Here is a 22,749-nt window from a genome sequence, read left to right as displayed (position 1 = left end):
CTGCGGAACAGCCTTCTGCAGCACTGGAAAGCCGATTCAATGCAATTTCATTGATATGAAGTTCAAATAACTTTCATTTACCCGCCGGCACGCTTTGTGCCAATACTGGAACCACAGATAACGATTCGATGGAGCGGGAACATGGAAGCCATCCTCTGGATTGGACTGGCGCTGGCACTGATGGCATTGGGGGGCAGCGTCACCTGGCTGATCGGCACGCGGGTGCCGGAGCCCTTGTTTGCGCGCGCGCAGTTGCACGGGCGCTTTGCCGGCCTGGAACCGCGCCCGCCACGCCGCGGTGGCGGCGGCCGGACGCGGCGCGTGCGGCAATGGCGGTTAGTGGCCGTGCCCGCGCCGTCGGCCCGGCTGGTGCCGGTGCGGATCTGACAGCCGGGCGCCAACGCCTGAGCCCTATTGCGGGAAGTCCCAGCGCTGCGACCAGTCGGATTCTTCCCGCACGATCTCGCGCAGGATATCAACAGCTTCACGCGCCGGTCCTGCGGGCGCCTCGGCGCACACCAGGAACACCGGATACGAAAACTCCGGCGCGCCGGCGACACGCGCCAGCGCCCCGTTGTCCAGGTAGCTCTGCGCCACACGGGTACGAAAATAGCCGCTGCCGCCGTACTGCAAGATGTACTGCAACGCCAGCGGCCCCAGGTTGAAGTACAGCGACGCGCGCGCATGCTCCGGCAGCGCGCTGTCATGCTGGCGGCGGAACTCCGGGCCCCAGTCGACATAAACATAGCCGCCGTCGCGCTGCGTCGAGCGGATCAGCACCAGCTTTTCTTCCATCAGCGCTTCCACGTGCATGCCCGGCGCGTATTCCGGCTGGTACACCAGCGCGGCATCGAGCGCGCCCGACTGCAGCCTGCGCTGCAGCTCCGCCCCCTCGCCCACCTCCGCGCGCACCGCCTGCGCCGGCATGCGCTGGCGCAAACGCGTCGCCCATAGCAGCACCAGCGGGTTGCCGAGGCTGATCTCGGTGCCATAGCGGAACAGGCTGGCCAGCCCCGTCGGCAACGGCAGCTCGCGGCACGCCGCCTCCCAGGTCTGCACCAGCTGGCTGGCATAGCCGAGGAAACGCTGCCCGTCCGGCGTCAGCCGCGCCCCGGCCTTGTTGCGTTCGAACAGGCGGCAGTTCAGCTGCGCCTCCAGGCTCTTGATGCGCGCGGTGACGGCGGTCTGGGTGACATGCAGCTTGTCGGCGGCGGCCAGCAGGCTGCCGTCGCGCACGACTTGCAGGAAGGTGCGGGCGAGTTCGATGTCCATGGTGACAAAGGATACGGGACGACGTGGCGCATTGTAGACAGAGGGGCTGATTGAGAATCGCCCCATACACACAAGGATGTACTTCTGCTGTCATGGTGCTATGCTTTGTACCCACAGGGATGTACATGGAAATCTCAATGCCTTTCACCCGTATCTTCCGCAACGGCAACTCCCAGGCGGTGCGCATTCCGGCGGAGCTGGCCTATCCAGACACCGACATGCAGTTTGAAATCGAGCGGATCGGCGATGAGTTGCGCATCCGACCCGCGCGACGGCGCCTGACCGGGCTGCTCGACGTGTTCGCCGCCTTCCCGGACGACTTCATGGCGCCGGGCCGCGAAGACCAGACCCAGTCCGAGCGCGAGGGGTTCTGATGGCCAGGTATATGTTCGACACCAATATGTGCATCTACCTGATGAAGAACCAGCCGCCCCAGGTTGCCGAGCGCCTTGCCCGGTGCTTCGAGGGGGACGTGGTGTTGTCCGCCATCAGCCTGGCCGAACTGGAATTCGGCGTCACCGTGTCGCGGGATCCGCAGCAAGCCCGGCGCGCCTTGCAGGCGCTGATCGGCCGCGTGCCGGTGCTGCCGCTGAATGCGGCGGCGGCGCGCGCTTATGGTCCGGTCCGTGCCGCCACGCGCGAACGCAAGGCCGATGCGCTGGACAAGCTGATTGCGGCGCATGCCATTGCCGAAGGGCTGACCATGGTCACGCGCAACGTCCGCGACTTTGCCGCGTATCCCGGCCTGCGCGTGGAAGACTGGACCGGGGGCCAGGGCGTCTGACAGGAACACCGGCGACGCTCGCGCAGCACCGATATCCCATATCACTTCCTGATCGCTGACGGCCCCCGGTCCAGCTTCAGCGCACCGGCTGCGGCCGGACTGCCGCCGGCATGGCGACCGGCACCGCACCGGTCATCGCCGCTGCCGGCACGCTGCGCGCCTCGCGTGGCGGCCGCAACGGTGCGATGCCTTCCGGCTCTTGCCAGGCCAGGCCATTGTCATAGCCGGTGGCCGCCGCCTCGAGGTATCCGGGCGCAAACTTGCGCTCCGGTGTCACCGCCTGCACGGCGGGCGCCGCGGCGGCCTGCGGCGCCTCGGACTGCGCGCAGGCGACGCTGTTGAGGCATAGGCCCAGCACACGCAGCAGCGCCATGGCCTGGCGCGAACGGTGTCGGATGGCGGACGGGCGCGACGCGGCCTGCCCGTTCTGGCATGGGGATCGGGTATTCATCGGGATTTCTCCGGGAAGCCATTGCTGGCAGGTGGCACAACGAGCGGCGCGCCGCGCTCGCGGTCCATTGCGCAATGACCGTGCCACCGGGCCAAGGCCGGCTAATGCCGGCCAGCGCCGGGTTTACGGCACATTCCGGGAATGGAGTGGTGGAACCAGGCCGACGCTAGTCCCGCAGGTGTCGGCCGGCGTCCAACATCCTGGACTCAGGGCTTGACCGCCGCCGCGAGCACCGCCGGCATCGGCACCTCGAAGCCGCTGCCGCGCATATAGCCGGCAACGGTGCCGCGCAGCACGGCGCGGATTTCATCGCGGGCCTTGGGGGTCTGCGCGCGCAGCGTGGCGGCGGCCCGCACAGTGCCCTGGGCCAGCGCGTCGAACAGCTGGTCGGGCGTGGAAAAGCGCCAGACCTGCGGCACGCTGCGGCAGGTCGGCATGACAAAGCCGGCCTGCTGCAAGGCGCTGCGGCAGTGGCCGGGATCGCTGAACAGGAAGAAGTTCGGCCCGACCGGGATATCGACGTCCATCGAGCCATAGGCGCGGATTGCGGCATAGACCGCGCCGAAGCCGACCGCGCGCTCGGGCGTATCCCATACCGTGAAGGCGATGCGCCCGCCCGGGCGCAACACGCGGAAGGCCTCGGCCAGCGCCGCGTCCGGGTCGGACATATGGCACAGGCCAAAGCCGTTGACCACGGCGTCGAAGCTGCCATCGTCGAACGGCAATGCCTGAGCGTCAGCCTGCTGGTACTGAACCTCGGGATGCAGCTTGCGCGCCAACTGCACCTGCGCCTGCGCGAAATCGATGCCGATCGACTCGGCCCCGCGCTGCACCGCCCCGGCCGCGACGTAGCCGGAGCCGGACGCGACGTCGAGCACGCGCTGTCCGCCGGCCACATGCGCGGCGTCCAGCAGGGCCTCGACCGACTGCCGGGTCACGTGCGACAGGTGCTCCTGGTACCGGCTGACGACTTCCGGGTCTTCCCAGCCAGCCAGCTCAAAGGCGCGAAACGAATCTGCGGTGTGGTCCATGCCTACTCCTCGGCGACGATGTCCAGACGGGCGGGCGTGTATTGGTGATGTTGGTGTGCGGACGCAGCGCTGAAGCGTCCTGAGAACCCGGTCAAGCCAAGTATAGACAGCGCCGCGCACAATCAGCGGCCAGGCGCTCGGGCGAGCACCCCGGCCGCCGGACTTCACCCGTTCAGGCGAAGCGCAGCGTCGCCACGCCGGCGGCGATCAGGCAGGCCGCGCCCAGTCTCGCGGCGCCGACGCGTTCCTTGAGCAGCAGCGCGGAGATCAGCGCGCCGAACAGGATCGAAGATTCGCGCAAGGCAGCTACTGGCGCCACCGGCGCGCGCGTCATCGCCCACAGCGACAGCCCGTAGGACGCCAGCGTGCCGCCCCCGCCCACCAGCGCGAACACCAGGTTGCGCCGCACGTAGCCGGCCAGTTCCGTGCGGCGGGTCGCCAGTGCCCACGCCGCCAGCGGCACCGCGGTCAGCACGAAGATCCAGAAGGCATACGCCACCGGCGCGCCGGAGCGGCGCACGCCGGTGCCATCGATCAGCGTATAGGTGGCGATCACCAGCGCGTTCAGCAGCGCCAGCCACACGCCCTCGCGGCTGCCCTGAACGCCACGGAGGCCGCGCGCGCCGCCGGCCATGGCGAGGATGCCGAGGCTGATCACGGCGATGCCGCCCCATGCCAGCGCCGACAGCTGCTCGCCCAGCCAGCCCACGCTTGCCAGCGCCACCAGCAACGGCGCGCAGCCGCGCATCAGCGGGTAGGTCAGGCTCATGTCGGCGCTGCGGTAGATGCGCGCCACCAGCGCGAAGTACACCACGTGCACGCCCACCGACGCGGCGATAAAGGGCCAGCTCGCGGCCGCCGGCTGCGGCAGCGCCGGCAGCGCCAGCGCGGCCATCAGGCCAGCCGTCACCGCCACCATCACAGTGGACAGCAGCTTGTCGCCGCCGCCCTTGACCACGGCATTCCACGCGGCATGCAGGAAGGCAGCAAGCAGGACGACGGCGAAGACGGTGAGCGACATGGGCGGCAGCGAAGTCGGCGCCGGCAGGCAGCGCGGGATCGCGCCATTCTAGCCGCGCCGGCATGCCGCGCCGCGGGCCGATTATCTTGCGCCGCTGACCCGCCAGACCGTATTGCCGACATCGTCGGCCACCAGCAGGCCACCGCGCTGGTCGATCGCCACGCCCACCGGCCGTCCGCGCGCCTTGCCGTCGTCATCGACAAACCCGGTCAGCACATCGAACGGCGCGCCCTGCGGCCGGCCCTGGCTGAACGGCACGAAGATCACCTTGTAGCCCGCCAGCGGACGCCGGTTCCACGAGCCATGCAGGCCGACGAACATGCCTTCGCTGAAGCGCGCCGGCAGGCTGTTGCCGCCGGCCGCGGCCAGGCCGAGCGCAGCGGTGTGCGCACCCACGGCGTAGTCGGGCACGATCGCCCTGGCCACCAGGTCTGGTGCCGGCGGCTTCACGCGCTGGTCCACGTGCTGGCCGTAGTAGCTGTAGGGCCAGCCGTAGAAGCCGCCGTCGCGCACCGAGGTGATGTAGTCCGGCACCAGGTCGCTGCCGATCTCGTCGCGCTCGTTGACGGCGGTCCACAGCATGCCGGTGACCGGCTCCCACGCCATGCCATTGGGATTGCGCAGGCCGCTGGCAAAGATACGGTGCGCACCGGTCCTGCGGTCGACCTCCCAGATCGCGGCGCGGCCGACTTCCTTGTCCATGCCGTTCTCGCCCACGTTGCTGTTCGAGCCCACGGTCACGTACAGCTTGCTGCCATCGCGGCTGGCGATCAGGCTCTTGGTCCAGTGGTGGTTGAGCGGGCCGCCGGGCAGGTCGACCACCTTCTGCGGCGCGGCGCTGATTTCGGTCTGGCCGGGCTGGTAGGGGAAGCGCAGCAGCGCGTCGGTGGCGGCCACGTAGAAGTCATTGCCGACCAGCGCCATGCCGAAGGGCGAATTCACATCCTTCAGGAACACCGAGCGCTGGTCGGCGACGCCGTCGCCGTTGCTGTCGCGCAGCAGCGTGATGCGGTTGGCGCTTGGCGTGCCGGCGCCGGCGCGCTTCATCACCATCTTCATGATCCAGCCCTTGATGCCCTTGCCGTCGTCGGGCTTGGGCGGGGCATTGCTCTCGGCCACCAGCACGTCGCCGTTGGGCAGCACATAGACCCAGCGCGGATGGTCCAGCTTGTCGGCGAACGCCGTCACCGCCATGCCTTCGGCCGGCACCGGACGCTGGCCCGGGGCCCAGCCGATAGCCGGCGCAATCTTGACGGTGGGGATGGCGGTCTCGTGCGGCGGCGGCAGCTGCGGCGTGGGTCCGAAACCGGCCTCGGACGGCAGCTTGGCGGACTCGCCGCAAGCGGCGAGCGCGGCGATCACGGGCACGGCGCCTGCCAGCATGGCGGTGCGCAACAGGCGCAAGGACGGGCGCAAAGGGATGGGCATCGGCATGGTCCGGGCTCCTCAGGCCACGCAGGGCCGCGCGCCTGTGCCTGGACTATAGGACGTAGAGCGACCGGCGCTCTGTAGGCGCCGCGGAAGGCACCGTGTAGGACGATGCCCGACCCCGGGCGCGGCCTGCCCCGGCGAGTCAGCCCCGATGCGGCGTATCCAGTCCCTTCACCACCGCGGGACGCTGCACGAACGCATCCAGCACGCGCCGCACATTGACGAAGTCCTTGAAGCCGACCAGGTCGCCCGCCTCGTAGAAGCCGACCAGGTTGCGCACCCACGGCAAGGTCGCGATGTCGGCAATGGTGTACTCGTCGCCCATGATCCAGGTGCGGCCTTCCAGGCGCTGCTCCAGCACCTTGAGCAGGCGCCGGCTCTCCGCCACGTAGCGGTCGCGCGGGCGCTTGTCTTCGTAGTCCTTGCCGGCGAACTTGTGGAAGAAGCCCACCTGGCCGAACATCGGGCCGATGCCGCCCATCTGGAACATCACCCACTGGATGGTCTCGTAGCGGCGCGCCGGATCGGCGGGAATCAGCTTGCCCGACTTGTCGGCCAGATACAGCAGGATCGCGCCCGATTCGAACAGCGCCAGCGGCTTGCCGCCCGGGCCGTTAGGGTCGAGGATCGCCGGAATCTTGTTGTTCGGGTTCAGCGACAGGAATTCCGGCGACAGCTGGTCATCGGTATCGAAGCGCACCAGGTGCGGCTCGTACGGCAGGCCGGCCTCTTCCAGCATGATCGACACCTTGACGCCGTTGGGCGTGGGCAGCGAATAGAGCTGGATCCGGTCGGGATGCTGCGCCGGCCATTTGCGGGTGATGGGAAAAGCGGACAGATCGGGCACACGGGCTCCTGGTTCGGGCGCTTCCACGCCATGGGAAGCTGCCGGACAACGAAAGAGCCCGATCATAAACCGGTGTCGGCGCACTTGCAGGGCATGCCAGCCTGCAGGTCCCTGAAAAACAGAAGGGGCCCCGCGGGGCCCCTTCCTCATGCCATTTGACTACGGCAACTTACACCGTCACGCCGTCGGCCACTTCCTTGAAGTCCTCGATCTGGTCGAAGTTCATGTACTTGTAGATCTTGTCGCCATTCTGGTTGATGACGCCAATATCGGCCATGTACTCGTCCTTGGTCGGGATGCGGCCCAGGCGCGAGCAGATTGCCGCCAGTTCGGCGGAACCCAGGTACACGTTGGTGTTCTTGCCCAGTCGGTTCGGGAAGTTGCGGGTCGAGGTCGACATCACGGTCGCGCCTTCGCGCACCTGGGCCTGGTTGCCCATGCACAGCGAGCAGCCCGGCATTTCGGTGCGGGCACCGGCGGTGCCGAACACGCCGTAGTGGCCTTCCTCGGTCAGCTGCTTCTGGTCCATCTTGGTCGGCGGTGCCACCCACAGCTTGACCGGGATATCGCGCTTGCCTTCCAGCAGCTTGGATGCTGCGCGGAAGTGGCCGATGTTGGTCATGCACGAACCGATGAAGACTTCGTCGATCTTGGCGCCGGCCACGTCGGACAGGGTCTTGACGTCGTCCGGGTCGTTCGGGCAGGCCACGATCGGCTCGTGCACGTCGGCCAGGTCGATCTCGATCACGGCTGCGTATTCGGCGTCGGCGTCCGGCTCCAGCAGCTTCGGATCGGCCAGCCAGGCTTCCATGGCCTTGATGCGGCGCTGCAGGCTGCGCGGGTCCTGGTAGCCCTGGGCGATCATCCACTTCAGCAGCGTGATGTTGCTGTTGATGTATTCGATGATCGGGTCCTTGTTCAGGCGCACCGTGCAACCAGCGGCGGAACGCTCGGCCGAGGCGTCGGACAGTTCAAACGCTTGCTCGACCTTCAGGTCGGGCAGGCCTTCGATTTCCAGGATGCGGCCCGAGAAGATGTTCTTCTTGCCTTGCTTGGCCACGGTCAGCAGGCCTTGCTTGATCGCGTACAGCGGGATCGCGTTGACCAGGTCGCGCAGGGTCACGCCCGGCTGCATCTGGCCCTTGAAGCGCACCAGCACCGACTCCGGCATGTCCAGCGGCATCACGCCGGTGGCTGCGGCAAAGGCGACCAGGCCCGAACCTGCGGGGAAGCTGATGCCGATCGGGAAGCGGGTGTGCGAGTCGCCGCCGGTGCCGACGGTGTCAGGCAGCAGCATGCGGTTCAGCCACGAGTGGATCACGCCGTCGCCGGGGCGCAGCGAGATGCCGCCGCGGGTGCTGATGAACTCGGGCAGGGTGTGGTGGGTCTTGACGTCGACCGGCTTCGGATAGGCGGCGGTGTGGCAGAACGACTGCATCACCAGGTCGGCCGAGAAGCCCAGGCAGGCCAGGTCCTTCAGCTCGTCGCGGGTCATCGGGCCGGTGGTGTCCTGCGAGCCCACCGAGGTCATCTTCGGTTCGCAGTAGGTGCCCGGGCGGATGCCCTTGCCTTCCGGCAGGCCGCAGGCGCGGCCGACCATCTTTTGTGCCAGCGTGTAGCCCTTGCCGGTGTCGGCCGGGTTTTGCGGCAGGCGGAACAGCGTCGACGGGGCCAGGCCCAGCGCCTCGCGCGCCTTGGCGGTCAGGCCACGGCCGACAATCAGCGGAATGCGGCCGCCGGCGCGGACTTCGTCGAACAGCACGTCGGACTTGACCTTGAACTCGGCGATCACTTCACCGTTCTTCAGGGCCTTGCCTTCGTACGGGCGCAGCTCGACCACGTCGCCCATTTCCATCTTCGACACGTCCAGCTCGATCGGCAGCGCGCCAGCGTCTTCCATGGTGTTGTAGAAGATCGGGGCGATCTTGTTGCCCAGGCACACGCCGCCGAAGCGCTTGTTCGGGATGAAGGGGATGTCTTCACCGGTGAACCACAGCACCGAGTTGGTGGCGGACTTGCGCGAAGAGCCGGTACCGACCACGTCGCCGACGTAGGCGACCAGGTGGCCCTTTTCCTTCAGCGATTCGATGAACTTGACCGGGCCGCGCTTGCCGTCTTCTTCAGGCTGGAACGCCGCGCCTTCGCGCTTGTTCTTCAGCATCGCCAGCGCGTGCATCGGGATGTCCGGGCGGGTGGTGGCGTCCGGGGCCGGCGACAGGTCGTCGGTGTTGGTTTCGCCCGGCACCTTGAACACGGTGATGGTCAGGCTTTGCGGCACTTCCGGACGGCTGGTGAACCATTCGGCGTCGGCCCAGCTTTGCAGCACGGCCTTGGCGTTGGCGTTGCCCTTGTCGGCCTTCTCCTTCACGTCGTGGAAGGCGTCGAACATCAGCAGGGTCTTCTTCAGCGCGTCGGCGGCGACGGTGCCGACTTCGGCGTCGTCCAGCAGCTCGATCAGCGGCGAGATGTTGTAGCCGCCCAGCATGGTGCCCAGCAGTTCGGTGGCCTTGGCACGCGAGATCAGCGCGCACTGTTCCTTGCCCAGCGCCACGGCGGCCAGGTACGAGGCCTTGACCTTGGCGGCGTCATCGACGCCGGCGGGAACGCGGTTGGAGATCAGCTCCACCAGGTTCTGTTCTTCGCCGGCGGGCGGGTTCTTCAGCAGTTCGATCAGCTCGGCCGTCTGCTTGGCGGTCAGGGGCAGAGGGGGGATGCCAAGCGCGGCGCGCTCGGCCACATGTGCGCGATAGTTTTCAAGCATGGGAACCTGCTGAGTAATTAGGTTTAGAAAGACTCGGTACGTCGCGATTGTAGTCCGAAGCGCCTTCTGGGTCAAATGTCTTATATCTTATATAAGAGTGTTTGAGAAAAAATCCATGCCAAACAATGACTTGTCGAATGGAAGAGTTCTCGTTTTGCGTGGCCTGCTACCCGAGTAGCGTAGTAGGGAATGCGGAAGACAGGACACCGGCCAGCCGCGGCAAGGCCCGCCCTAACGTCCATACCAACCGGCGATGTGGTACGTCATCCCGCCATCCCCTGCCCCGCCGCCCTCAAGTTCCCCGACCAAGCTGCGTTAACCAGCCTGCAGGCGCGCAACACAAAGGCGCCCGCTCGCGTAGCCGTGCCTGCTCCCTTTCCGCTCAAATGGCCAAGCTGAAAGGGTTTCCCCCTTTTTTTCGGCCCTTTGCTGGCCTGCGATTCCGGAAGAATGGCAGGCATTCCGATACAGGCTTCTCATGGCGAACACGGCTTCCCCTCCCCGGACTGGCAACACAGGCAAGCGCGGCCGGCTGCTGCTGATCGGCGCCGGCGTGCTGGTTGTGGCACTGGGTGCCGGAGGCTTCGTGCTGGGCAGCGTGCTGAGCAACCGCCAGCCGGCGGCGCCCGCAGTGCCCGCCGCTCCGGTTGTTCCGCCGCCGATCTTCGTGCCGCTGGACGCGTTCACCGTCAACCTGCGCAGCGAGGACGGCGACCGCTTCCTGCATACCGGCCTGTCGCTGAAGGTGGCTGACGCCGCCACCCAGGCGCGCCTGGCCCAGTACCTGCCCGAGGCGCGCAGCCGCATCCTGCTGCTGCTGTCCGCGCGGCAGCCGGCCGAGCTGGCCACTGTCGACGGCAAGCGCAAGCTGGCCGACGACATCCGCGACACCATCAGCAAGCCGTTTGCCAGCGGCCTGCCGGCGCAACAGGTGCTGGACGTGCTGTTCACCTCGTTCGTGGTGCAGTAAGCGCAAGCCAGGGCAGCACGTTTCATCCATAACGCCGCACAAGGGGCAGGACACTAGATGGCCTACGACAAGTTCCTCTCGCAAGACGAGGTAGACGAGCTGCTCAAGGGCGTATCCGGCGAGGCCGATACGCCCAAGGCCAGCGAGACTGCGCCCGACGAGGGCGGGGTACGCCCCTACAACCTGGCGACGCAGGAACGCATCATCCGCGGCCGCCTGCATACGCTGGAAATCATCAACGAGCGCTTTGCGCGCTCGCTGCGCACGGCGCTGTTCAACTTCATCCGCCGCGGCGCGGACATCTCCGTGGGCAGCGTCAGGATCGAGAAGTTCGGCGATTTCGCGCGCAACCTGCCGATGCCGACCAACCTCAACCTGGTCCACCTGAAACCGCTGCGCGGCACCGCGCTGTTCGTCTACGACCCCAACCTGGTCTTCCTGGTGGTCGACAACCTGTTCGGCGGCGATGGCCGCTTCCACACCCGCGTGGAAGGCCGCGACTTCACCCAGACCGAGCAACGCATCATCCAGCGCATGCTGGAGCTGACGCTGACCAGCTACGGCAATGCCTGGCGCACCGTGCATCCGATCGAGACCGAGTACATCCGCTCGGAGATGCACCCCAAGTTTGCCAACGTCGCCACGCACAACGAGGCCGTGGTGACCACCGCCTTCCACATCGAGCTGGGCGCCGTCGGCGGCCAGCTGCACGTATGCCTGCCGTACGCGATGATCGAGCCGCTCAAGGACCTGCTGATGAATCCGCTGCAGGACGAGAAGGAGGTCGACAAGGGCTGGGTCACGCAGCTGTCGACGCAGCTGCGCGCGGCCGAGGTCGAGCTGGTGGCCGAGTTCGCGCACCTGCAGAGCACCGTGGCCGAGGTGCTGGCGATGCGCGCCGGCGACGTGCTGCCGATCGAGCTGCCCGAGAAGGTGTTCGGCAAGGTGGACGGCGTGCCCGTGATGCAATGCGGCTTCGGCACCATGAACGGCCAGTACGCGCTGCGGGTAGAACGAATGATCAATCACCAGGACGGCGATTCCCACCTGGATACCGAGGACACCGATTATGACTGACGGCATCGAGGACAAGCCGGTCGACCCGATGGACGACTGGGCCAGCGCGCTGGCCGAGCAGACCAGCGCCACTTCCGCCGAGATCCCCGCCGCTGCCGCGCCGGCATCGGCAGCCGCCACGCCCGCCGCCGCCACGGTCTTCCCGCCGCTGGCCAAGGAAGCGCCGAGCGGCTTCCGCAACGATATCGAGATGATCCTCGATATCCCGGTGCAACTGACCGTGGAACTGGGCCGCACCAAGGTGCCGATCAAGAACCTGCTGCAGCTGGCGCAGGGCTCGGTGGTGGAACTCGACGGCCTGGCCGGCGAGCCCATGGACGTGCTGGTCAACGGCTACCTGATCGCCCAGGGCGAAGTGGTGGTGGTCAACGACAAGTTCGGCATCCGCCTGACCGACATCATCACGCCGTCCGAACGCATCCGGAAGCTGAACAAATGACAGCCGCGACCCGCGCCGTGCTGGCTGCGCTTGCCGCGCTTCCCGGCGCCGCAATTGCCGCCGAAGGCACGCCGGCGCCCGCCATCAGCGGCGCGGCCAGCCTGGCGCAGGCCGGGCTGGGGCTGTTCGCCATCATCGCGCTGATCCTCGGCCTGGCCTGGATGGCACGGCGTGCCGGCCTGGTGCGCCACGCCACCGGCGGCGCGATGAAGGTGGTCGGCAGCACCATGCTGGGCGCACGCCAGCGCCTGGTGCTGGTCGAGGTCGGCGATACCTGGCTGGTACTGGGCGTCAGCCCCGGCGAGATCCGGCCGCTGCACACCATGGCGGCCGCATCCCCGGCCGCCGGCCAGACCGGCGCGCACATCGCCGCCGGACCGTCGCAACCGCCTTCCGGCGGCAGCTTTGCCGAAAAGCTGCTGCGCTCGATGCAGGCCCAATTCAAATCATGACTTACCCGCTCGCCACGCCGTGGCAATTGACGCCGCGCACAGACCGCGCCGCGCGCCCGGCCTCGCAGCTTTCCGCGTTGCTGCCCTCGCCGCTGCTGGCCCGCCTGTCCGTGCTGGCGCTGCTGCTGGCCGTTGCCGTGCTGGCGCCCGCGCAAGCGTGGGCCCAGGCGGCGCTGCCCGGCGTGATCAGCAAGCCCGCACCGGGCGGCGGCCAGATCTGGTCGCTGCCGGTGCAGACGCTGGTGCTGCTGACTTCGCTGTCGTTCCTGCCCGCGGCGATGCTGATGATGACCGGCTTCACCCGCGTCATCATCGTGCTGGGGCTGCTGCGCAACGCGCTCGGCACGGCCACCTCGCCGCCCAACCAGGTGCTGGTGGGCCTGTCGCTGTTCCTGACCTTCTTCGTGATGGCGCCGGTGTTCGACCGCGTCTACAACGACGCCTACAAGCCGCTGTCCGAGAACAAGCTCAGCCTCGAAGCGGCCGCGGCCAAGGCCGCCGAGCCGCTCAAGGCCTTCATGATGCGCCAGACCCGCGAGAAGGACCTGGCCATGTTCGCGCAGATGGCCAAGGCGCCGGAGATGCAGGGGCCGGAGGAAGTGCCGCTCAGCATCCTGGTGCCGGCCTTCGTCACCAGCGAGCTGAAGACCGCGTTCCAGATCGGCTTCACCATCTTCATCCCGTTCCTGATCATCGACCTGGTGGTGGCCAGCGTGCTGATGGCGATGGGCATGATGATGGTGCCGCCGGCCACCATCTCGCTGCCGTTCAAGCTGATGCTGTTCGTGCTGGTCGACGGCTGGCAGCTGCTGCTGGGCTCGCTGGCGCAGAGCTTCATGAGCTGACGCCGGGCGCCAGCCTTTTCTTCGCAAGAGCCATGACCCCAGAGACCGTAATGACCATCGCCACCCAGGCGATGAAGATGACCCTGATTCTGGCCGCCCCGCTGCTGCTGGTGGCGCTGGCCGCCGGCCTGGTGGTCAGCCTGTTCCAGGCCGCGACCCAGATCAACGAGATGACGCTGAGCTTCATCCCCAAGCTGATTGCGCTGTTCGCCACCATGGTGCTGGCCGGCCCGTGGATGATCAACGCGATGGTCGACTACATGCGCGAGGTGTTCCAGAGCATCCCCGCGCTGGCGCACTGACCGCGGCCGCCCACGCCGCCAGCCGCTGCTGTCCGCACCCTCGCCGCATTTCACCCTGCCTGCCCGCTGACCCGCCGCCGTGATCGAGTTCACCTCAGCCCAGCTCTACGGCTGGCTCGCGGCTTTCCTGTGGCCGTTTTTCCGCATCCTGGCGCTGATCGGCACCGCGCCGCTGTTCGGTGAATCGACCATCCCGCGGCGCGCCAAGATCGCGCTGTCGGCGATGATCGCCATGGTGGTCTCGCCCACCATCGCCCAAGTACCGGTGGTGCCGGTCTACTCCTTCGACGGGCTGCTGATCATCCTCAATGAAGTCGGCATCGGCCTGGCCACGGGCTTCGTCATGCGGCTGGTGTTCGCCACCGTGCAGCAAGCGGGCGAGATCATCGGCCTGCAGATGGGCTTGTCGTTCGCGTCCTTCTTCGACCGCGCCGCCGGCGGCCAGACCATGGTGCTGTCGCGCTTCCTGAACCTGATCGCGGTGCTGCTGTTCCTGGCGCTCGACGGCCACCTGCTGATGCTGGGCGCGCTGGTCGACAGCTTCAACAGCCTGCCTATCGGTGGCAACCCCGGCGGCACCCCGCTGTCCGCAGGCGGCGCCCTGGCCGTGGCCCGCGCCGGCGGCATGGTGTTCGCCTCCGGCCTGCTGCTGGCGCTGCCGATGATCGCCGCCTTGCTGATCCTGAACCTGGCCATGGGCATCCTCAACCGTGCCTCCCCGCAACTGTCGATCTTCGCGGTGGGCTTCCCGGTGACGCTGTCGGGCGGCTTGCTGGTGCTGATGCTGGTAATGCCGCAGATGGGCAGCTACATGCAGCACATGATCGAGGCGGGGCTGGAGGCGGTGGGAACGGTGCTGGGGCAGTTCGGGCGCTAGCGCGCCTGGCGTGGCGGCGAAGATCAACCCTTCACGCACACCACCTGCCGCAGCGTATGCACCACCTCCACCAGGTCTGACTGCGCCGCCATCACCGCGTCGATGTCCTTGTACGCCATCGGGATCTCGTCGATCACGGCGGCGTCCTTGCGGCACTCCACGCCTTGCGTGGCCTGCTTCTGGTCGGCCACGGTGAAGCGGCGCTTGGCCTCGCTGCGGCTCATGGTGCGGCCCGCGCCGTGGCTGCAGGAGCAGAACGACTCCGGATTGCCCTTGCCGCGCACGATGAACGAGCGCGCGCCCATCGAGCCCGGGATGATGCCCAGCTCGCCGGCGCGCGCGCTGACCGCGCCCTTGCGCGTGACCAGCACGTCGGCGCCGAAGTGATGTTCCTTCTGCACGTAGTTGTGGTGGCAGTTCACCGCCTCGAGCTGCGCCTGGAACGGCTTGCGCAGCACCCGCTGCGCCGCGGCCAGCACCGCCTCCATCATCAGCTCGCGATTGCGGCGGGCGTAGGCCTGGGCCCATGACACCGCGTAAATGTAGTCCTCGTAGTGCGTAGAGCCTTCCACCAGGTAAGCCAGGTCGCGGTCCGGCAGGTTGGCCAGGTGCTGGCGCATGTCCTGCTGCGCCAGCGTGATAAAGGTGGTGCCGATCGCATTGCCGATGCCGCGCGAGCCGCTGTGCAGCATGAACCAGACCGACTGCGCCTCGTCCAGGCACACCTCGATGAAGTGGTTGCCGGTGCCCAGCGTACCCAGGTGATTGCGATGGTTGGCGCGCGCCAGGTGCGGGTATTTGTCGGTGATGCGGCGAAATCCCGGCGCCATTTCCGCCCAGGCGGCGTCGACGTGCGCCGGCGCATTGCCCCACGCGCCCTGGTCGCGCCGCCCGCCCTGCGCACTGCGGCCATGCGGCACGGCATGCTCGATCGCGCTGCGCAGCTGGCCCAGGTTGTCGGGCAGGTCCGAGGCGGTCAGCGAAGTCTTCACCGCCATCATGCCGCAGCCGATATCGACGCCTACCGCCGCCGGAATGACGGCGCCGACGGTCGGGATTACCGAGCCGATGGTCGACCCCTTGCCCAGATGTACGTCCGGCATCACCGCCAGATGGCGGAAGATAAACGGCATCCGGGCAGTATTCACCAGTTGCTCGCGCGCGGCACCCTCAACGGGCACGCCGCGCGTCCACAGCTTGACCGGCTTGCCGGCGCCGGTGTCGAGTACGTCGTATTGGGTCTTGCCTGACATGTCTGCCCAAACCCCTGTGGTATCGGTCTGGAGCTTAGAGAGCTCGCGCCGGCAAGGATTCCCTGGCGCCCCTGTCAGCTGGCTCCGATAAAGCCGGCAAACGCCCCCAGATCCACATTCCCGCCCGACACGATAATACCCACGCGCTTGCCCTTCACATCGAGCTTGCCATGCAGCACCGCGGCCGCGGCCAGGCAGCCGGTGGGCTCGGCGACGATCTTCATGCGGCCGGCGAAGAACTTCATGGTCTCGACCAGTTCGGCGTCAGACACCGTGGCGATATCCGTCACCAGCTCGCGGATCACGGCGAAGGTGTGGTTGCCCAGGTACGGCGTCTGCGCGCCGTCGGCAATGGTGCGCGGGGTATCGATGCGGACGATCTCGCCGCTGCGCAGGCTGCGCTGGCCGTCGTTGCCGGCCTCGGGCTCGACGCCGTAAACAGCACAGCCGGGCGACATCGCCTGTGCCGCAATCGCGCAGCCCGACAGCAGGCCGCCGCCGCCCAGGCACACCACCAGCATGTCGAGCGGGCCGGTTTCCTCGAACAGTTCCTTGGCCGCGGTGCCTTGACCGGCCATCACGTGCGGGTGGTCGTAGGGCGGGATCAGCGTCATGCCGCGCTCGCCGGCGATGCGCCGGCCCAGGGCCTCGCGGTCGTCGCGGTAGCGGTCATACAGCACCACCTCGGCGCCGTAGCCTCGCGTGGCCTCGATCTTGATCGCCGGGGCGTCCTGCGGCATCACGATCACCGCCTGCACGCCCAGCAGGCGCGCTGACAGCGCGATCGCCTGCGCATGGTTGCCGGAAGAAAACGCCAGCACCCCGCCCGCCTTCTGCTGCGGCGTGAACTGGGCAATCGCGTTGTAGGCGCCGCGGAACTTGAAGGCGCCGATGCGCTGGAAGTTCTCGCACTTGAAGAACAGCTGCGCGCCGGTGGCCGCGTCGGCGGTGGCGGAGGTCAGCACCGGCGTGCGATGCGCGGCCGCGCGGATGCGTTCGTGCGCGGCGGCAACGTCGTCGAAGGAGATCGGCAGGGCGGTCATGGCGGTGGCAAGGAAGGTGGGAGCGGCCAGTTTACCCGCCCCGCCGCCGCCTTGCAGCCACGCCGCCTTGCGGCCTGCCGCTAGGCAGAGGCGAGTTGGTGCGCCGCGCGCCGCGGCGCGGCCAGCGTAGCGGCGCCCGCCGGGACGGTCCCCGCTTCGCCGGGCAGGCGGAAGAACGCCACCACCTCGCTCAGTTCGCGGCCCTGCTCTTCCAGCGCGCGCGAGGCATTGGCCGCCTCGCTCACCAGCGACGCGTTCTGCTGCGTGACCTGGTCGATCTGCACGATGGCCTGGTTGACCTGCTCGATGCCGCGGGTCTGCTCGGCCGATGCCGTCGCGATCTCCTCGACGATGCCGGTCACGCGCGCCACCGCCTGGGTCACCTCGGCCATGGTCTGGCCGGCCTCGCTGGCCAGCGACGAGCCATCCTGCACCTGCCGTCCCGAGGCCTCGATCAGCTCCTTGATCTCCTTGGCCGCACTGGAGGAGCGCTGGGCCAGCCCGCGCACCTCGCTCGCCACCACGGCAAAGCCGCGGCCCTGCTCGCCGGCGCGCGCCGCTTCCACCGCGGCGTTCAGCGCCAGGATATTGGTCTGGAACGCAATGCCCTCGATGATGCCGGTGATCTCCGCGATCTTGTTCGAACTGGCGCTGATGTCCTGCATCGTGCCGACCACGCGCTGCACCGTGGTGCTGCCGCGCTGCGCCACATCGGCGGCGCTGCGCGCGAGTTCGCTGGCCTGGCGCGCGTTATCGGTGTTCTGGCGCACGGTCTCGGTCAGTTCCTCCATGCTCGCCGCGGTCTGCTCCAGCGAGGCCGCCTGCTCCTCGGTGCGGCTGCTCAGGTCGGCGTTGCCGCGGGCAATTTCGCTGGTGCTGATGGCGATATTGCCGCTGCTGGCGCGCACGCGGGTGACGGTGGCGGTCAGGCGCTCGTTCATGTCGCGCAATGCCGCCAGCAGCCGGCCGGTCTCGTCATGGCGGTCCACTTCGATGCGCGCGCCCAGGTCGCCGCCGGCAACGGTGCCGGCCACCTCCACGGCGCGCTGGATCGGGCGCGTGATGGCACGCGTGATCAGCACGCCGCCGGCAAGCGCAATCACCGCTGACACCAGCGAGATCAGGATCAGCAGGTTGCGCTGGCGCTCGTAGTCCGTCTCGAGCCTGCGCTCCATTTCCTTTTGGCGGGTCTTGGTGAACTCGGCGTAGGCATCGGTCGACTTGATCAGCGCCGCCAGCAACGGACGACATTGCTTGTCGATCCGGCCGATGGCTTCCTCGATCTTGCGCTCGACCGCCAGCCCGACAATGCCGGTGGCGACCGGACCATACTGCGCCTCGACCCTGGCGACATCCTCGACCAGCTTGCGCGCCTCTTCGCTGACGCCAGGCTGGCGCACCATCTCATTGAGCCGAGCCAGCCGGGCCTGCACGTCTGCGTGCGCGCGCAGGGCATCGGCCTTCTCGCGCTCCAGCTCGGCGGCGTCCGTCACCAGCACCAGGTTGCGCGCCGCGATGGCACGCCGATCCACGGCGCTGCGCACTTGTGCAGCCATGTCGGCGCGCGCATTCAAACCGTTCAGATAGTCATGGAAACCCGCCGTCGCCTCGCCGAGCGCATGCAACGAGTACGCCGACACCACCAGCACCACGCCCGCCAGCGTGCCGAACCCGGCCAGCAGCCGCGTGCGGATAGACAGACTCCTGAAAACACTCATGATCACTCCCCTTACCGTCCAAGAAGACGTATGCGCTTCCGTTGTTATGGTTCTAACCCTGTTGCATGCCCAACTGCGGCATGCCACTGCGCGCCCGTTCCTGCCGGTCGGCACGGTATGCGGGATCGCCAGGGCGCATGGCCCTGGCTGGCATCCGTGCTCTTTGTTGCGGGGGCTAACGGTAGCGAGCCGGTGAACTGTTCCCCACAAGAGTGGGGGGCGGGTGCAATTGGCGCGAGGGAGCGAAAAAAGGGTGTGTCGCAGCTCACACTCCGGCGCCACTCGCCGCGACGGCCGGCATATCGCGCCGTGCCAGCAGGTCCAGCGCGACATCCACGATCATGTCCTCCTGCCCGCCCACCATGCGCCGCTTGCCCAGCTCGACCAGGATGTCGACCGTGCCCAGCCCGTAGCGCGCCGCGGCGGCTTCGGCGTGGCGCAGGAAGCTGGAATAGACGCCGGCGTAGCCCAGCGCCAGGGTTTCGCGGTCGACACGGACCGGGCGGTCCTGCAGCGGGCGCACGATGTCGTCGGCGGCATCCATCAGCGTGTAGAGGTCGCAGCCGTGCTGCCAGCCCAGGCGTTCGGCGGCGGCGATAAAGACCTCGAGCGGCGCGTTGCCGGCGCCGGCGCCCATGCCCGCCAGGCTGGCGTCGATGCGGTCGCAGCCTTCCTCCACCGCGACAATCGAGTTGGCCACGCCCAGGCTCAGGTTGTGGTGGGCATGCATGCCGGTCTGGGTTTCCGGCCGCAGCACATCCTTGAACGCGCGAAAGCGCTCGCGCACGTCCTGCATGCCCAGGGCGCCGCCGGAATCGACCACATACACGCACTGGGCGCCGTAGCTTTCCATCAGCTTCGCCTGCTGCGCCAGCGCCGCGGGCGTGGTCATGTGGCTCATCATCAGGAAGCCGACGGTATCCATGCCGAGTTTGCGCGCGTATTCGATATGCTGGCGCGAGACGTCGGCCTCGGTGCAGTGCGTGGCCACGCGCACCACGCGCGCACCGGCGTCGTAGGCGGCGCGCAGGTCATGCACGGTGCCCACGCCGGGCAGCAGCAGCGTGGCCACGCGGGCATGGCGCACGGTTTCGGCCACGGCCGCAATCCATTCCAGGTCGGTGTGTGCGCCGAAGCCGTAGTTGAAGCTGGAGCCCGACAGCCCGTCGCCGTGCGCCACTTCGATCGAATCGACGCGGGCCGCGTCGAGTGCCGCGGCAATGCGGCGCACGTGTTCCAGGCTGTACTGGTGGCGGATCGCGTGGCTGCCGTCGCGCAGCGTCACGTCGGAGATATAGAGCTTCTTGGTAGGTTGTGCGGTCATGTTGGTCTTCCTGCTTTCGATGCGTTCATGGCGTGGCGCCGCGCTCATGCCGACAGCCGGGTCTCGGCCAGGCGCTCGGCGCAGGCCAGCGCGGCGCTGGTCATGATGTCGAGGTTGCCGGCGTAGGCAGGCAGGTAATGCGCGGCGCCTTCCACCTCCAGGAAGATCGAGGTCTTGAGCCCGTGCATCGGCCCCAGTCCGGGGATGTTCAGCGGCGCCGACGCAGCGATGCGTTCGAACTGCACGCGCTGCTTGAGCCGGTAGCCCGGCACATAGGCCTGCACCGCCTGTGCCATGGTTTCGACGCTTGCGGCAATTTCCGCTTCATCGCCGTCCTCCGACAGGGTGAAGACCGTGTCGCGCATCATCAGCGGTGGTTCCGCCGGGTTCAGCACGATGATGGCCTTGCCACGCGCGGCGCCGCCCACCGAGCACAGCGCCCGGCTGGTGGTTTCCGTGAACTCGTCGATATTGGCGCGCGTACCGGGTCCGGCGGACTTGCTGGAGATCGACGCCACGATCTCGGCGTAATGCACCCTGGCCACGCGCGACACCGCCGCCACCATGGGAATGGTGGCCTGCCCGCCGCAGGTGACCATATTGATGTTGGGTGCGTCAAGGTGCTGGTCCAGGTTGACCACGGGCACCACGTAGGGACCGATCGACGCCGGCGTCAGGTCCACCACGCGCACGCCGTGCTGCTGCAGCACGCGGTTGTGATGCGCGTGGGCGCCGGCGGAGGTGGCATCGAAGGCGATGCGGATCTCGTCGAAGCCCGCCATGCCGACCAGTCCTTCGATGCCTGCAGCCGTCGTCGGCACACCCAGGCGCGCGGCGCGCGCCAGCCCGTCCGATGCGGCATCGATGCCCACCATCGCCCCCATTTCCAGATGGCGGCCGTGCCGCATCACCTTGATCATCAGGTCGGTGCCGATATTGCCGGACCCGATGATGGCCACCTTGTGGCGGCCGCTTGCTTTCATGTCCATGTCCCTTCCTGTTCGTTATGTCTGGTTGCTCTGGACGCCGCGTCAGCGGCCCAGTTCCCTGGCAGTCTTGCCGCCGATGCCGAACTGCGTCTTCGGCACTTCGGTGATCATCACGCGCACGGTTTCCACCGGCGCGCCCACTGCCTCGACCGCGGCGTCGGTCAGCGCGCGGATCAGGCGCGCCTTCTGTTCTTCGGTGCGGCCTTCGATCAGGAAGACCTGCATGATCGGCATGTTGTGTCTCCTTGGCAGGTTCAGGTGAAGCGCATCGACACGGTGCCCAGGTGCTGGTAGCGCACGGTGATGCTGTCGCCGGCTGCCACCGCGATGGCCTCGGTGACGCCGCCGGTCATGATGAAGGTGCCGGCCGGCAGTTCGCGCCCGCGCGCGCCAAGCATGTTGGCGAGCATGGCGACGCTGTTGGCCGGGTGGCCCAGCACCGCCGCGCCGGCGGCGGTGGCCACCACCTCGCCGTTCTTCTCCAGCACCACGCCCAGGTTCTTCAGGTCCAGCCCTTCGGTGCCGCGGTGCGTGCCGCCGACCACGAAGCGTGCCGACGAGGTGTTGTCGGCAATCACGCTCTTCAGGTCGAAGCGGAAGTTCTCGTAGCGCGAGTCGATCACCTCTACCGCCGGCACCACGAAGTCGGTCGCGGCCAGCACGTCGCCGATATGGCAGCCCGGACCCTTGAGCGGCGCCTTCAGCACGAAGGCGATCTCGGCCTCGACCTTGGGATGGATCAGCGTGCCGGTATCGATGGCGGCGCCGTCCATGCAGGCGCCGTAGTCGGTGAGAAAGCCGTACACCGGCTCGCTCACGCCCATCTGGCGCATCTTGGCGAACGAGGTCAGGCCCATCTTGAGCCCGGCAATATGGGTGCCGCGCGCGGTCTTGCGCACGCGGATGGCGTCCTGGATGGCGTAGGCGTCGTCCCAGTCCATCTCCGGGTACTCGTCGGTGATCTTGCGCACCGCCTCGCGCCGCAGCTCTGCGTTTTCCAGGTGTTCGGCGAGATGGGCGATAGTGTCTTCTGTCAGGTTCATGGCTGGTTTTCCGCTGGATTGGTGAATGACGGGCGGTCAGACAAAGCGCACCCCGGCCGAGCCGATGCCGCCCAGGCTGATGCGCAGCTGGTCGCCGGCGGCGACGGGCACCATCGCAGCGAGCGATCCGGACAAGATCACTTCACCGCGCTTCAGCCCGATGCCCAGACGCCCCAGCGTATTGGCCAGCCACGCCACCGCATTGACCGGATGCCCCAGCGCGGCCGCGCCGGCGCCGGTGGCGACGATCTCGCCGTTCTTCTCCAGCGTCATGCCGACCGTGGCCAGGTCGACGTTGCGCGGATCCACCGCAGCGTCGCCCAGCACGAACACGCCTGACGAGGCGTTGTCCGCCACCGTGTCCTGGATCCGGATGTTCCAGTCGCGGATGCGCGAATCGACGATCTCGAAGCAAGGCAGCACCCAGGCGGTGGCGCGCAGCACGTCGGCATTGGTCACGCCGGGCCCTTGCAGGTCTTCCTTCAGCACGAAGGCAATCTCGCCTTCGGCCTTGGGCGCAATCAGCGTAGCGGCGGGAATCGCCGCGCCGTCGGCATGGACCATGCCCGACAGCAGATGACCAAAATCGGGCTGGCGCACGTCCAGCATGTCCATCACCACGCGGCTGGTCACGCCGATCTTCTTGCCGACCACGCGTTCGCCGGCCTCGAGCCGGTGCTGCACCATTGCCAGCTGGATGCGGTAGGCATCGTCGATGGTCAGGTCCGGCCAGGATTCGGTCAGTGGCGCCAGCGGGCGGCGCGTGGCAAGGGCCCGGTGCAGGCCAGCGCCGAGCTCGAGGATAAGTTCGCTATGCAT

At 67.7% G+C, this 22,749-nt stretch carries 25 protein-coding genes; 10 read left to right on the top strand and 15 right to left on the bottom strand.

The features are described 5' to 3' along the window. Positions 1 to 141: 141 nt before the first annotated feature. Positions 142 to 387, top strand: a complete 246-nt coding sequence (locus C7416_RS17285; protein ID WP_111520051.1) for a hypothetical protein — start codon at positions 142 to 144, stop codon at positions 385 to 387. A gap of 24 nt (positions 388 to 411) precedes the next feature. Here C7416_RS17285 and C7416_RS17280 read toward each other — a convergent pair whose 3' ends face one another. Beyond that, positions 412 to 1,272, bottom strand: coding sequence for a LysR family transcriptional regulator (locus tag C7416_RS17280; protein WP_111520050.1), 861 nt, complete (start codon positions 1,270 to 1,272; stop codon positions 412 to 414). A 137-nt stretch (positions 1,273 to 1,409) separates the two neighbouring features. On the opposite strand from C7416_RS17280, the gene vapB reads away from it, so the two are divergent. Continuing rightward, complete coding sequence (gene vapB / locus C7416_RS17275; protein ID WP_025583220.1) at positions 1,410 to 1,646, top strand: type II toxin-antitoxin system VapB family antitoxin; 237 nt, start codon at positions 1,410 to 1,412, stop codon at positions 1,644 to 1,646. Beyond that, entirely contained in the window at positions 1,646 to 2,056 is a 411-nt protein-coding gene (locus tag C7416_RS17270; protein WP_111520049.1) for a type II toxin-antitoxin system VapC family toxin, read from the top strand. The genes vapB and C7416_RS17270 overlap by 1 nt, the downstream gene beginning before the upstream one ends. Before the next feature lie 76 nt (positions 2,057 to 2,132). Here the strand turns inward: C7416_RS17270 and C7416_RS17265 are convergent, their stop codons facing one another. The 6 genes from C7416_RS17265 to acnB form a co-directional block, all read right to left on the bottom strand. Further along, complete coding sequence (locus C7416_RS17265) at positions 2,133 to 2,507, bottom strand: hypothetical protein (RefSeq protein ID WP_111520048.1); 375 nt, start codon at positions 2,505 to 2,507, stop codon at positions 2,133 to 2,135. Positions 2,508 to 2,713: 206 nt separating this feature from the next. Beyond that, complete coding sequence (locus C7416_RS17260) at positions 2,714 to 3,538, bottom strand: class I SAM-dependent methyltransferase (RefSeq protein WP_111520047.1); 825 nt, start codon at positions 3,536 to 3,538, stop codon at positions 2,714 to 2,716. Between the two features lie 172 nt (positions 3,539 to 3,710). Beyond that, positions 3,711 to 4,559, bottom strand: coding sequence for an EamA family transporter (locus tag C7416_RS17255; RefSeq protein WP_111520046.1), 849 nt, complete (start codon positions 4,557 to 4,559; stop codon positions 3,711 to 3,713). Positions 4,560 to 4,640: 81 nt separating this feature from the next. Next, positions 4,641 to 5,993 (bottom strand): PQQ-dependent sugar dehydrogenase, encoded by a 1,353-nt coding sequence (locus C7416_RS17250; protein ID WP_111520045.1) that lies wholly within the window; start codon positions 5,991 to 5,993, stop codon positions 4,641 to 4,643. 139 nt (positions 5,994 to 6,132) lie between these two features. Then, positions 6,133 to 6,837: a glutathione S-transferase N-terminal domain-containing protein gene (locus C7416_RS17245; RefSeq protein ID WP_111520044.1), complete on the bottom strand. Its 705-nt coding sequence runs from the start codon at positions 6,835 to 6,837 to the stop codon at positions 6,133 to 6,135. A 169-nt stretch (positions 6,838 to 7,006) separates the two neighbouring features. After that, positions 7,007 to 9,598 carry a bifunctional aconitate hydratase 2/2-methylisocitrate dehydratase gene (gene acnB / locus C7416_RS17240; protein ID WP_111520043.1) on the bottom strand — a complete coding sequence of 864 codons (2,592 nt, stop codon included), beginning with the start codon at positions 9,596 to 9,598 and terminating at the stop codon, positions 7,007 to 7,009. Positions 9,599 to 10,076: 478 nt separating this feature from the next. On the opposite strand from acnB, the gene fliL reads away from it, so the two are divergent. The 7 genes from fliL (at position 10,077) to fliR (ending at position 14,560) form a co-directional block, all read left to right on the top strand. Continuing rightward, positions 10,077 to 10,568: a flagellar basal body-associated protein FliL gene (gene fliL / locus C7416_RS17235; protein ID WP_111520042.1), complete on the top strand. Its 492-nt coding sequence runs from the start codon at positions 10,077 to 10,079 to the stop codon at positions 10,566 to 10,568. A 57-nt stretch (positions 10,569 to 10,625) separates the two neighbouring features. Beyond that, a complete protein-coding gene (gene fliM, locus C7416_RS17230) occupies positions 10,626 to 11,645 on the top strand; it encodes a flagellar motor switch protein FliM (protein WP_012355214.1) in 1,020 nt (339 codons plus the stop codon). Beyond that, a complete protein-coding gene (fliN, locus tag C7416_RS17225; RefSeq protein WP_111520041.1) occupies positions 11,638 to 12,084 on the top strand; it encodes a flagellar motor switch protein FliN in 447 nt (148 codons plus the stop codon). Before fliM ends, fliN begins: the two co-directional genes overlap by 8 nt. Then, entirely contained in the window at positions 12,081 to 12,536 is a 456-nt protein-coding gene (gene fliO, locus C7416_RS17220) for a flagellar biosynthetic protein FliO (RefSeq protein WP_111520040.1), read from the top strand. The genes fliN and fliO overlap by 4 nt, the downstream gene beginning before the upstream one ends. Beyond that, complete coding sequence (fliP, locus tag C7416_RS17215) at positions 12,533 to 13,381, top strand: flagellar type III secretion system pore protein FliP (protein ID WP_290367836.1); 849 nt, start codon at positions 12,533 to 12,535, stop codon at positions 13,379 to 13,381. The genes fliO and fliP overlap by 4 nt, the downstream gene beginning before the upstream one ends. 32 nt (positions 13,382 to 13,413) lie before the next feature. Then, entirely contained in the window at positions 13,414 to 13,683 is a 270-nt protein-coding gene (gene fliQ / locus C7416_RS17210; protein ID WP_111520039.1) for a flagellar biosynthesis protein FliQ, read from the top strand. 79 nt (positions 13,684 to 13,762) lie between these two features. After that, entirely contained in the window at positions 13,763 to 14,560 is a 798-nt protein-coding gene (gene fliR / locus C7416_RS17205) for a flagellar biosynthetic protein FliR (protein WP_111520038.1), read from the top strand. A 23-nt stretch (positions 14,561 to 14,583) separates the two neighbouring features. Here fliR and C7416_RS17200 read toward each other — a convergent pair whose 3' ends face one another. The 8 genes from C7416_RS17200 to dmpE all read right to left on the bottom strand — a co-directional run bounded on the left by C7416_RS17200 (position 14,584) and on the right by dmpE (position 22,749). Then, positions 14,584 to 15,813 carry an RtcB family protein gene (locus C7416_RS17200; protein ID WP_111520037.1) on the bottom strand — a complete coding sequence of 410 codons (1,230 nt, stop codon included), beginning with the start codon at positions 15,811 to 15,813 and terminating at the stop codon, positions 14,584 to 14,586. Positions 15,814 to 15,887: 74 nt separating this feature from the next. After that, a complete protein-coding gene (locus C7416_RS17195) occupies positions 15,888 to 16,856 on the bottom strand; it encodes a threo-3-hydroxy-L-aspartate ammonia-lyase (RefSeq protein WP_111520036.1) in 969 nt (322 codons plus the stop codon). An 80-nt stretch (positions 16,857 to 16,936) separates the two neighbouring features. Continuing rightward, positions 16,937 to 18,574, bottom strand: coding sequence for a methyl-accepting chemotaxis protein (locus C7416_RS17190; RefSeq protein WP_111520233.1), 1,638 nt, complete (start codon positions 18,572 to 18,574; stop codon positions 16,937 to 16,939). 265 nt (positions 18,575 to 18,839) lie between these two features. Beyond that, complete coding sequence (dmpG, locus tag C7416_RS17185; protein WP_111520232.1) at positions 18,840 to 19,898, bottom strand: 4-hydroxy-2-oxovalerate aldolase; 1,059 nt, start codon at positions 19,896 to 19,898, stop codon at positions 18,840 to 18,842. A 44-nt stretch (positions 19,899 to 19,942) separates the two neighbouring features. Next, positions 19,943 to 20,887, bottom strand: a complete 945-nt coding sequence (locus C7416_RS17180) for an acetaldehyde dehydrogenase (acetylating) (RefSeq protein ID WP_111520035.1) — start codon at positions 20,885 to 20,887, stop codon at positions 19,943 to 19,945. 42 nt (positions 20,888 to 20,929) lie between these two features. Continuing rightward, positions 20,930 to 21,121 (bottom strand): 2-hydroxymuconate tautomerase, encoded by a 192-nt coding sequence (locus C7416_RS17175; RefSeq protein WP_018313560.1) that lies wholly within the window; start codon positions 21,119 to 21,121, stop codon positions 20,930 to 20,932. A gap of 20 nt (positions 21,122 to 21,141) precedes the next feature. Then, the gene (dmpH, locus tag C7416_RS17170) at positions 21,142 to 21,930 is read right to left on the bottom strand and encodes a 2-oxo-3-hexenedioate decarboxylase (protein WP_111520034.1); all 789 of its coding nucleotides are present in this window, start codon (positions 21,928 to 21,930) and stop codon (positions 21,142 to 21,144) included. A 36-nt stretch (positions 21,931 to 21,966) separates the two neighbouring features. Continuing rightward, positions 21,967 to 22,749, bottom strand: coding sequence for a 2-oxopent-4-enoate hydratase (dmpE, locus tag C7416_RS17165; RefSeq protein WP_111520033.1), 783 nt, complete (start codon positions 22,747 to 22,749; stop codon positions 21,967 to 21,969).

Origin of the sequence: Cupriavidus phytorum (assembly GCF_003254285.1) — a bacterium.
GTDB classification, from domain to species: Bacteria; Pseudomonadota; Gammaproteobacteria; order Burkholderiales; family Burkholderiaceae; genus Cupriavidus; species Cupriavidus phytorum.
This window is presented reverse-complemented; position numbering and strand designations above follow the sequence as displayed.